Here is an 11267-nt window from a genome sequence, read left to right on the forward strand (position 1 = left end):
CCATCGTGCGGCGCAAAAAAACGGCCGCGGGCGGGTCACATGATCGAGGCTGGTTCGTGACTCAACGCATCTTGCAGCCCGGCGAAATCGAAGGGCTCGACCGAACGGCGATTCCGCACCTGCGTTTGCCGCAGCGCGGAACCGTGTTTGCCGATCGGGCGGCACGATTGCGGCACCTTGCGAAGGGGCATGCGATTGCGGGCTATTTGCAGTTGATGGCGAAAGTCGTCGAAATCCAGCACGAAACACTCGCTATATTCGCCACATTCTCCGCTTCCACGCCGTGCTTCCATGCGGTAGAACACGCAGAGGCGCACTCGATGCCAGTTGTGAATGCGCTCGGCGGCGCGCGTGACCCGGCTTGGCGCGAGGTGCTGCGGCGCATCGTCGATCGCATCGACGCGGCGGGCGGCGCGACACCGGCGCTGCGCAAGCTGCTCGACACGTTACGGGCGATGAATGATGCTCAGCTCGATAACCTCGCCGACGCCGTCCTCGCGCTACGACCGGGCGAAGTCGATCCTGCAACCGCACCGTTCGTCATGGCCGCTTTGCAGGTTGTATGGACCGACATCGCCTGCCGCCTCGACGTGCGCGATGTGCCTTACCTGGAAACGCCTGGTATATGTCCCGTGTGCGGATCGATGCCCGTTGCGAGCATCGTGCGTATCGGCGGCGCCTATCAGGGGTATCGCTTCTTGCAATGTGGCTTGTGTTCGACGGAATGGCACATGGTGCGTGTCAAGTGCTCGCATTGTGATTCGACCAAGGGGATCGCCTATCACGCGATTGCCGAAGGCGATCAGTCGATCAGGGCCGAATCGTGCGACACGTGCGGCGTGTATCGAAAAATCGGCTACCAGGAAAAGGACTACGACATGGAGCCGTTAGCCGATGATCTCGCGAGTCTGGCGCTCGACTTGTTGATGAGCGAAGCGGGATACCGGCGTGCTTCCCCCAATCCGTTGTTATGGCCGCAAGCTGCTGATGACGCATGAGGCCCAACATAAAAGTGGGAGACATAGGCGGCGATGTCCGGCTCGACAACTGACTCTGTAGGGCGGGTGGGCGAACGAAGCGGTCGCGGCGGGTTGGCGCGGTTGCCCTCGGTCGAGCGCGTGTTGACGGCGCCTGCGGCCGCGCCACTAATCGATACATACGGCCGCACCCGCGTGCTCGAAGCGATACGTCAGACGTTGACGGCCTGGCGCGACGCGGCGGTGCTGACCCATGCTTCCTCGCTGGACGAAGTGCCCGACGAAGTGCCCGACGAAGCGGCCGTTGCTTCGATGGCGAAGACTTGGCTGGAGAAAGAATCGGCGAGCCGGCTGCGGCCCGTCTTCAATCTGACGGGCACGGTGTTGCATACGAACCTTGGTAGGGCGCTGTTGCCGGAAGCGGCGGTGCGTGAGCTCGTCGAGGCGATGACGCAAGCGGTCAACCTCGAGTTCAATCTGTCGACGGGCAAACGCGGCGACCGGGATGACGTCGTCGCAGAGCTGCTGTGCGAGCTGACAGGCGCGCAGGCGGCGACCGTCGTCAATAACAACGCGGCAGCGGTGTTGCTGATGTTGTCGGGACTGGCTGCGAGAAAGGACGTCGTCGTATCGCGTGGAGAACTCGTCGAAATCGGCGGATCGTTCAGGATTCCTGACATTATGCGTAGCGCCGGTGCGAGGCTGCGGGAAGTCGGGACGACCAATCGCACACATCGATCCGATTACGAAGCCGCGATCGATTCGCGTACGGCGTTGTTGATGAAAGTCCACTGCAGCAATTACGCGATCAGCGGATTCACGAAGGCCGTCGAGTTGCCGGAGCTGTCTGCGCTTGCGCATTCGCACGGGTTGCCCGCGGTCGTGGATCTCGGCAGCGGCACGCTTGCCGATCTGGCTCAATGGGGCTTGCCGCACGAGCCGACGGTGCGCGAAGCGATCGAGGCCGGCGCAGATCTCGTGACGTTCAGCGGCGACAAGCTGCTCGGTGGCCCACAGGCCGGGCTCATCGTTGGACGCGGCGATCTTGTCGCGAAGCTGAAGAAGCATCCGCTGAAGCGCGCCCTGCGTGCGGGGAAGCTGACGCTGGCTGCGCTGGAAGCTGTCCTGCGACTCTATCGGGCACCGGAATTTCTACCGGAGAAACTCACGACGTTGCGTTTGCTGACGCGCCCGGTTTCGGCGATTCAAACCTGTGCCGAGCGCGTCGCCCCCGCGTTTCGCCTGGCGGCGGGGGAGGTGTTCGCGGTGACCGTCGAGCCGATGCAGAGCCAGATCGGCAGCGGCGCGCTGCCTGTCGACCGTCTACCCAGTTATGGGCTTGTCGTCCGTAGGGCGGGCGGTAAGCGAGGCGGACGAGCGTTGATGCTGCTGGAGGAGCGGTTGAGGTCGTGGCCGCGTCCCGTGATCGGGCGCATTGCCGACGATGCTTTGCGGCTCGATCTCCGCTGCCTGGAAGCGGCGGACGAGGCGGCATTTGTGCGGCAATGTGTGGAGATGACGTGATGATCGTCGGCACGGCGGGACACGTCGATCATGGCAAGACCGCACTCGTGCGAGCGTTGACGGGCGTCGATACCGATCGACTCAAAGAAGAAAAGGCACGCGGCATATCGATCGAGCTTGGCTATGCGTATGTCGAGTGTGACGGCGCCATGTTGGGATTTGTCGATGTGCCCGGGCATGAGCGGTTGGTCCACACGATGGTGGCCGGTGCTTGCGGGATCGACTTCGTGCTGCTTGTGATCGCGGCCGACGACGGGATCATGCCGCAAACCAGGGAGCATCTCGCCATCGTCCAATTGCTGGGGATCAAACGCGGTGCGGTTGCATTGACGAAATGCGATCGAGTCGAGGCTGCGCGTGTGCGGCAGGTACGGGATGAAACAGCGTTGTGGCTGGCCGATACGGTGCTTGCGGAGGCGCCAATCTTCGAAGTCAGTTCGATATGTGCGGGAAACGGCGGCGTTGCGGCGTTGGATGCACACCTGCGTGCTTGCGCGCGTGAGTTGCGGACGCGTGCCAAGGAGGGCATGTTCAGGCTTGCGGTGGACCGTGTGTTTACGCTGGCCGGTGCGGGGACGATAGTGGCCGGGACCGTGTTCGGCGGATCGGTGCGGGTAGGTGACGACGTATGGCTTGCACCGGGAAGCGATGTCGCACGAGTCCGAAGCCTTCATGCATACAATCTCGCTGCCGGGATTGCGCACGCGGGCGATCGTTGTGCGTTGAACCTGATTGGTGTGGCAAAGGAACGGATCGAGCGAGGGGATTGGGTGGTATGCGAGCGTCTCTCCACGGGCTCGCATCGGCTCGATGTCGAACTGGTCTCGCTCGAGGGCACCGTGCCGCGGTTGCGCCAGGAGGCGCATTTGCACATTCATCTCGGGGCAATGCATCGCGTTGCGCGCGTCGTTGCCATCGATGAATGGCCGCCCCCGGCCAACGAAGCGTTCCGGGCGCAGCTTGTATTCGATACGCCCGTGTGCGCGATAGTCGGCGATCGGTTTATCGTGCGCGACGAGCGCGCGGTGCGTACGATAGGCGGCGGCCGCGTGCTCGATCCCTTGGGTCCTGCGCGAAAGCGCAGGTCAGCGGAACGGAAGGCGTGGCTTGATGCCGTGTCGCAATGGCTCGATGGCGGCAGCGCGGGGGTGTTGCTCGCGGCGGCGCCACTTGGGCTTCGCCGCTCGAATATCGAACGTTGCCTCGGGGTTCGAATCGACACGACAGCATTGCCCGAGGGCGCGGTCGTTATCCCGATCAAGGGGGAGGGCGGTGGCGACGATTGGTTGATCGACCCGCAACGATGGTCGGCGTTGGGGTGTCATGTCGAGCAGGCTCTGAGTGCGTTTCATGAGTTGTTTCCGGACGAGCAAGGCGTCGAATCGGCGCGCCTCAGGAGGTTGAGCGCGCCGCAGATGGAAGAAACGATGTGGCGGGCCTATCTGGACGAATGGTTGAAGTCGGGCGTTTTAAAGCGGAGCGGGGGACGGTTGCATCTGCCTGGACACTCAGTAGTCCTAAGCGACGATGAGGTTCGGCAGGCGCGGCAAATATTGACGCGGTTGCATGACGCAGGTGCTCAGCCCCAATGGGTGCGTGACGTAGCATCGTCGGTGGATACGCCCGAAGAGCGGGTGCGAGCGCTGCTGCGCAAGCTGGCGCGCCGCGGCGAGGTGTATCAGATCGTGCGCGATCTTTTCTACGATCGCGATGCGGTGTGCGAGGTCGCCCACGTGGTGGAGCATGTCGCGGTGGCCGGAGAGGGCAGAGTGACGGTGGCGGCCTTTCGCGATGCGACGGGATTGGGGCGCAAGCGTGCGGTTCAGGTGTTGGAATTCTTCGATCGGGTGGGTTTCACGCGCTTTCATCGCGACGCACACTTGCTGCGCGGTGGGCCGCGGGTCGAGGAGCGGTTTTGAGGGTGGTAATTTATAGTTAGTTATCCTGATTAAATATGTTGCTATGTTGTGATGCTCAGATAGTCGTGCAAGAGGAAGGCATTCGCGTCCGGTGGCGCGGCCGGGCTTCAAACCCGGTTGGGGGCGTCAAACGCTCTCGGGTCGGTTCGACTCCGGCTGTCTTCCGCCCCTGATTCTCGGGCGGTCACTGCGGGGTTCAGAGGTTCTCAGGAGCGGGCGGATTTTTTGTTCGTGCTCGCAAGGTTGGCCGTTGATCGCGCTTGGCAGGTCATGGGCGTGGCATCAAGCAACGTGCCGAGGAAGCGGTTTGATCTTCGGTATAGGCTGCTGCTGCGCCTGCCACAAATCCCATTGCGCCTGCATGCCGACCCACATCTCGGGCGACGTGCCGAGCCATGCAGCAAGCCTAAGCGCGAAACTGGCCGTCACGCCCGACTTGCCGTTCAGCACGTTGGATAGCGTAACGCGGTTGATCTGCAACGCCTCCGCCGCCTGCCCCACGGTCATGTCCTCAGGGATCCATTCCCGCGGCACCTCGCCCGGGTGCGCAGGATTGTGCATCATCGTCATAACAATCACCAGATGCGGACGCGATCCTGTTCGATTACCAGGCTGTGACCGCGTAGGCGCTGCGCCGGGCACGCATTGCCCCTATCCGATACGCTGCTGGCCGACCGAACATCGGAATTAAAGTAATGAATAGAAAGTGTAACGTAATAGTTTAATCGGAAAATAATTCATGGACAGATATGTATAGTTTTGGCGCGAGATAAAGATGACCGGAAGACTATCGACTTCCCTTTCGCACACAATTAGAATTGCCGCCTTTGGGCAACTCGCGGCTGCGTATAAAAGGGGGGCGCCATGGCATTCGGTCAGCTTTTCGACGCGCTTTTCTATGGGAACGCGCAACACAATCGGTTAATCAAGCTCGGTACGCCGCTGGGGGATGATTGGCTCGTGCCGCTGCAGGCCAAGGGCAAGTCGCGGCTTGGGCGCGATTACGAATTTGTCGTCGACGTCGCTTCGTCGCAGGGGGATCGGATCGATCTCAAGGCGCTCATTGGGCAACCGGTCACGCTGTGGTTGCAGCAATCGGACGCATCGTATCTGCCGCATCACGGGTATGTGAAAACATTCTCGCGATTGGGCAGCGACGGCTATTTGACGTTCTATCAATTGCGATTCTCGTCGTGGATGTGCTTTTTGCCATTACGCAGAGACATGCGAGATTGGCAAGAACAGACGGGCGAGCAGATTGTTGCTGATGTCGTCGACGAACATCCGCAAGCGCAGGGCGCTTATCGCTTCGATTTGCGCCAGGCGATGCCGCAGTATTCCAACCGCGTGCAGTGGGAAGACGATTGGAATTTCGTGCATCGCAGCTTGGAGGAGGCGGGCGTGTTTGGGCGCTTCGAGCAGGCCAAGGACGGCAAATCGCACATGCTCGTACTGATGGGCGATTTGTACTTTGCGCCGCAGTTGGAACAGAAGACGGTGCGGTTTATCCGCACGGGATTGCGAGAGGAGGTCGATGGCTTCACGCAATGGAAAGAACAGCAGCAGATCCAAAGCGCGAGGCTGACCACACGCACGTTCGATTACAAGCGGCCCGATCTACCGAAGCAAGTCGACAGCGCGATCAGCGCGCGAGATGACGTCCCGGCGCAAGGCGAGGTGTACGACTACACCGGCGCGTATTCGTGGGGCGTTCGCGATCGAGGCGAGCATCGCAACGCCATGCGAGTCGAAGCCTGGGAATCGCAGATGAAGCGATTTCATGCGATCGGCAGCTTGCGCTCGGCCATGCCGGGGTATTGGTTCACGCTGCAAGGCCACCCCATCCACGATAAGGAACCGGAACAAGATCGCGAGTTTGCGATTCTGGAAACGACGTGGACCATTCGCAACAATCTGCCCGGGATGGATGAGGTGGCCGATTTTGCGGAGAGTTTGCAACCCGACGTTTTGGCGGCTGCGCGTGCGAACGCCGGTGGTGTGAAGGTTCGGCACCCGGACGGGAGCGAAGGGTACTTCCAAGTCGAGATCGAAGCGCAGCGGCGACGCGCGCCGTTCCGCAGCCCGTTTGAACATCGCAAGCCTGTCCTGGCGTTGCAGACGGCGATCGTCGCCGGGCCCGACAGCGAGGAGATTTACACCGATTCGCTCAATCGCGTGAAGGTGTGGTTTCCATGGAATCGACGCAACGAAGGTGATGAAAAGGCATCTGTATGGGTGCGCTCGGCGTTTCCCGATGCAGGCTCCAAGCGCGGCGGCCATTTCCCGCTGCGCAAGGGTGATGAAGTGGTGGTCGGCTTTATGGGCGGCGATTGCGATCGGCCGGTGATTTTAGGCCGCATGCATGGCGGTCCGACTCCGCCGGTGTGGCATACGAACGGACTGCTGTCGGGCTATCGATCGAAGGAATACGGTGGCAGCGGGTTCAATCAACTCGTGATGGACGACGCCACTGGTCAGAACCGCATTCATCTTTATTCGACGAGCGCTGATTCGCACCTGCACTTGGGGTATCTCGTCGACCATACCGGCAACACGCGCGGCGACTATCTCGGCAGCGGCTTCGATCTGAAGTCGAATGCCTATGGCGCGATTCGCGCGGAGCAAGGATTGGTGCTGTCAAGCCATCCGGCGTCGACCAAGCAGCCGCTGGACGTGCGCCAGGCGAGCAGCCAACTCGTCAATGCGGAGAGCGTGATCGACGCGCTCTCCAATGCCGGTGCGGCGCATCGAGCGGAAAGCTTGAAGGACGGCTACGACGCGCTGAAGGCGTTTACCGATGCGACGCAAAAGAGCGTTGCGGGTAGCGCGGCGGACGGCGGGCGAACGGCCGGCGGCGGAACGGGGAACGCGAACGGCTTCGCCGAGCCGATCATGCTGATGACGAGCCCGTCGGGCATCGCGCTATCGACCCAGCAATCGACACACGTATCGGCCGAAAAGCACGTCAACGTGGTGAGCGGGGCGAGCACGCATATCGCAAGCGGCAAGTCGTTGATTGCGTCGGTTGGGGAAAAGCTCAGCCTATTCGTGCAGAACGCCGGCATGAAACTGTTTGCGGCGAAGGGCAAGATCCAGGTGCAAGCGCAATCGGATGCGATCGAGCTGACGGCGCACCAGGGCGTGAAAGTGGTCTCGGCAACGCAGGCGGTCGAGGTGGCCGGCAAAAGCGAGATCTTGTTGACCTCCGGCGGCGCGTACATCCGCATCAAGGACGGCAACATCGAAATTCACGCGCCGGGGAGGGTGGACGTCAAGGGGGCACAACGCGCGTTCGCTGGGCCGGTGAGCCAAGACTACCCGCTGCCTCAACTGCCGACCGGCGATCTGGTTGGGAAATATAGCGCGCGGTTTGCCGCCATCGGATCCGATGCGCTGCTTGCCGATAGCCGCTGGCTGGGTCAGGCGTTCAAGATCACGGACGACGAACATAACGTATTGGCTCAAGGCACGATCGGCGAGGATGGGCGTCTGCCTCGTGTTACGACCGACGAGCCTAGGCCGTTGCGGCTCGAAATCGGGGCCGACGATTGGAAGGTGCAGGAAGTACCACGGGCCGCGGCCTTGCCCGATACCGAGGACGGGCAGGCGCTTTTGGACGAAGAACAATCGCTTGGCGACTACGCCGAAGTGCTCGATCAGGAAGGCGGCGCGTTTTTCCATCCGGAGGATGTGCGCGCGTTGTTGTCCGACGCGGTGCTTGGGCAAATTGCGTCGTTGGAGGAATGAGAAAGTGAATCGTCGCTTGTCGAAGTGGGTTTTGAAGTGGGTTGGCGCGGGCCTGTGCGCGCTATCGGGAGCAGCGATGGCCGGCCCTTATACGGCGGGCGTTCATCAATGGACCAACGCGGACGGCAAGCTCGTGCTGATGTCGGGCGCGATGACTGATAACGCGGCGCAGTACTTCTTGAAGTACACCTTTTATTTCGAGGCGTCGGCGGACAAGAAGCTCTACCAGATACCGCTCGTCGACGGAAAAGATCAGTCGAAATACACTCTGACGGTGACCGAATCGAGCGACGGCGATTCCGCGTTCGAGGATGCATCGATCGTGCAGAAGGACGCCGCCACATGGCTGTTGATCGGCGAGCGCGAGACAGAACCTGGCGACGAGCGTAGCGGGCCGGTGGCGGTAAAGACGTACAAGCTGATCGCGGGAAACGACGGCAAGTGGGCCTACTATTTCCAGTTGGAAAAGACTACCCGACACGCCGGCGCGAACGGCTATACCGTCGAAAAAGCGCTGAACGACAACGCGGCTGCGCTGAAATAAGGAGGCCGACGCAATGCCGAAGCTTGTAAGCGCGACTTATTACCTAGACGTCAAGACGGCCGAATACATCGCCGACAACGGCGACCATTTGCTGCGCAGCGGTGGCGCGCCAGCCTGGCGCTTCAACAATCCCGGCAACATGAGGCCGGCAAGACGGCGAAAGATCACGACGAGTATCGGCCGCGCAACGATGAGGGACGGGGGCGTCTTTCTGATTTTTCCCGACTATGAAACGGGGCGGTCGGAACTCAAGCGCCTCCTCAAAGATCCGGACGGTTACGGCGAGACGACATTGGCCGATACCGTCCCGGTATTTGCGCCGAAGCAGGATGGGAACGATCCTAAAAAGTACCTGCATTCCGTGATTGACCGCACGTCTATCGCTGCGGATACGAAGTTGGGCATGCTATCGGACGCTCAACTGGACAAACTGGCGGACTGCATCGAAACGCTGGAGGGGTACCACGCTTACCCATCGACGAGATCGGAGAAATGGGTGAAGGGCGCGAACATCACGTTGTCCGACGGCGCCCGGCCGATCGCAGGGCAGCAAGTGGTTGTCCGCCAAGGTGGCAGGGAACGCGTGCTGACGACGGGAACGACGGGGGCGTTGCCCACGCTCGTGCTGTCGGGCGGCAGCGTCGACATTCTGATCCAGGACGCGAAAGCGCAACTGCAAAAAGTCATGACGGTCGGGCAGGCGCAGGTCTCCAAATCGTATCTGCTCGTGCGTGAGATGTTCACGACCGAAGCGTCGACGGCGCCTCATGTCCCGCTGGCGCAATCGGCGCAGGCGCCGCGCGCGCCGATCACCTACCGGATCGAGCCGCACGACTCGCTCTCGAAAATCGCAAGCCGGTTCAAGACGTCGGTCGCCAAGCTAGAGGCTGACAATCACTTGGGCCATAGCGATCTGATCATCGTCGGCAAGACGCTCGTGATTTATGGCGCTTCCTCGCAGGGCGATGCAGCCGCCGCGAAGCACAAGAGCGCGCCCGCTAAACGAGCGCCGCACCATGCGCCGCATGCAACGAAGGCCGCGCACTCGGCGCCCGGCGCAGCGCACGCGTCAACGCCTTCACCAGCTTCGACTCCCGCGTCTGCATCGGCTCCCGAATCTGCTTCCGCGCCAGCGTCGCCCTCATCCGCATCTTCCGCCGCGACTGCGCACGTTGATGTTCCGCGAACGCAAGCCGGCCTTGGGCGCCCCCTTGTTCTGTTGCCGCCCGACCAACCGCGTGCATCTTGGATGGCGATCGCGATTGAGGAGGCGGAACGATGGGGCGGGGCCGACGAGACCGTGATCACGAAGACGATGAACTATCACGCAGAGATCGACGATCACAACCCGTTCAAAACGTTGTCGGGCAGTCGCAATGCTTGGTGCGCCGCGTTCGTCAACTGGGTGATGAAGCAAGACGGGCGCGCCATGGTGGCCGCGCGCATCGACCGGCATCGGGCGCGCAAGTTTGTCGGCGATCCCAGCTTTCCTGAAATTAAACAGCCGATCTTCGGTGCAATTGCTGTCGAGGCGAATCTAGGGCACGTCATGTTCGTGTATGGTATAGACCCCAAGACGGGGCGGCTCGTCGTCCTTGGAGGAAACCAAGGCGGCGGCGGCACGTTTGGAGGCACGATCGATTTCGCGGAGTTCAAACTGAAAGAGATACACGGCTACTACGTGCCCCTGAGCTACCTTCCTTTCGCGCAACAGGAGATCGCACGAGGGGCGCAGCTACCGCAGGCCTCCGCTGAGGATCTGAACAAACTTCATCACATTAAGGACCCGAAAGGTCATGGTACGCGTTAAGTCCCGTCGCTTCCTTTTGGTGGTGCTCGGTATCGTCGCATCGGCCTGGTGCGCGGACGCCAGCGCGATCCCTCTGTCGGACTGCCTGACGCAATCGGATGTTGCTAGCATCGATCGCGACTTTTTCGGCGCTTATCCGGATCGAGCCGCATTTGAAAAATTCGTCGATCCAGCGAAATTCGAGTTGTTGACCAATGTTGCGGACGGGGCGATGCTCCAGCGAACCGGGAAGCCTGCTAGCAAGAAGATCGACTGGTTTATTGGGATGGTCAACGATCACCAGACGCTATTTCCTGATAGAACGAGTTTCGAGAAGCCCGTGTTCGACTATGTAAAGGGGCAACTGCGCGGCGAGGAACCGTCCGTCGAAAATGGCCGTGCAACCAAGACCTTCCCGAAGCACGAATGCGTTCTCGACGTGACCTACCAGGCGAAGGGCGCTCAGTGCGTGATGAGCCAGCGCCTTAGCAACTTGGCGATTACGTTTATAAAGCAAAAGCACAAGGTAAAGTTGACGAGCGTCGAGGTGTTTTTTATCACATGCCCGGAATCGAAGGCCGGAAACTAATCAAAATCGTCTCGGCGAAGGCGGCTCCGATTGAAAGCGAAGGACCGCTTCGGGTGTGCGCCGTGAAAAGGTGGCGCTTTCCAGCGGGTGCAAGCCCCGCCCGGCAACCGCTCCAGCCGGAAGCAACTGGAGCAGTCATGGAGGTAACGAAGTGGCTGAAGCCTCTGGTAATGCGTGT

8 protein-coding genes and 1 tRNA gene are annotated in these 11267 nt (G+C 61.0%); 8 read left to right on the forward strand and 1 reads right to left on the reverse strand.

Going from position 1 to position 11267, the window contains the following annotated elements; translation table 11 throughout:
- Positions 1-56 precede the first annotated feature (56 nt).
- The 4 genes from fdhE to C0Z19_RS15965 all read left to right on the forward strand — a co-directional run bounded on the left by fdhE (position 57) and on the right by C0Z19_RS15965 (position 4586).
- Positions 57-998 carry a formate dehydrogenase accessory protein FdhE gene (gene fdhE / locus C0Z19_RS15950; protein ID WP_102610794.1) on the forward strand — a complete coding sequence of 314 codons (942 nt, stop codon included), beginning with the start codon at positions 57-59 and terminating at the stop codon, positions 996-998.
- A 33-nt stretch (positions 999-1031) separates the two neighbouring features.
- Entirely contained in the window at positions 1032-2501 is a 1470-nt protein-coding gene (gene selA, locus C0Z19_RS15955; protein ID WP_102610795.1) for an L-seryl-tRNA(Sec) selenium transferase, read from the forward strand.
- Entirely contained in the window at positions 2501-4420 is a 1920-nt protein-coding gene (gene selB / locus C0Z19_RS15960; RefSeq protein WP_102610796.1) for a selenocysteine-specific translation elongation factor, read from the forward strand. Before selA ends, selB begins: the two co-directional genes overlap by 1 nt.
- A 73-nt stretch (positions 4421-4493) precedes the next feature.
- Positions 4494-4586, forward strand: a tRNA-Sec gene (locus C0Z19_RS15965).
- A gap of 116 nt (positions 4587-4702) precedes the next feature.
- On the opposite strand, the gene C0Z19_RS15970 is transcribed toward C0Z19_RS15965, so the two are convergent.
- Positions 4703-4990: a HigA family addiction module antitoxin gene (locus tag C0Z19_RS15970; RefSeq protein WP_102610797.1), complete on the reverse strand. Its 288-nt coding sequence runs from the start codon at positions 4988-4990 to the stop codon at positions 4703-4705.
- A gap of 294 nt (positions 4991-5284) precedes the next feature.
- On the opposite strand from C0Z19_RS15970, the gene C0Z19_RS15975 reads away from it, so the two are divergent.
- Genes C0Z19_RS15975 through C0Z19_RS15990 form a run of 4 tightly spaced genes read left to right on the forward strand, consistent with a single transcriptional unit; the run spans position 5285 to position 11089 of the window.
- A complete protein-coding gene (locus C0Z19_RS15975) occupies positions 5285-8167 on the forward strand; it encodes a type VI secretion system Vgr family protein (protein WP_102610798.1) in 2883 nt (960 codons plus the stop codon).
- Between the two features lie 4 nt (positions 8168-8171).
- The gene (locus C0Z19_RS15980; protein WP_146012080.1) at positions 8172-8711 is read left to right on the forward strand and encodes a hypothetical protein; all 540 of its coding nucleotides are present in this window, start codon (positions 8172-8174) and stop codon (positions 8709-8711) included.
- Between the two features lie 13 nt (positions 8712-8724).
- Entirely contained in the window at positions 8725-10521 is a 1797-nt protein-coding gene (locus C0Z19_RS15985; protein WP_102610800.1) for a LysM peptidoglycan-binding domain-containing protein, read from the forward strand.
- Positions 10508-11089 (forward strand): hypothetical protein, encoded by a 582-nt coding sequence (locus tag C0Z19_RS15990; protein ID WP_233196162.1) that lies wholly within the window; start codon positions 10508-10510, stop codon positions 11087-11089. The genes C0Z19_RS15985 and C0Z19_RS15990 overlap by 14 nt, the downstream gene beginning before the upstream one ends.
- Positions 11090-11267: the final 178 nt, after the last annotated feature.

Origin of the sequence: Trinickia soli (genome assembly GCF_002879855.1) — a bacterium.
Taxonomy (GTDB): Bacteria; Pseudomonadota; Gammaproteobacteria; order Burkholderiales; family Burkholderiaceae; genus Trinickia; species Trinickia soli.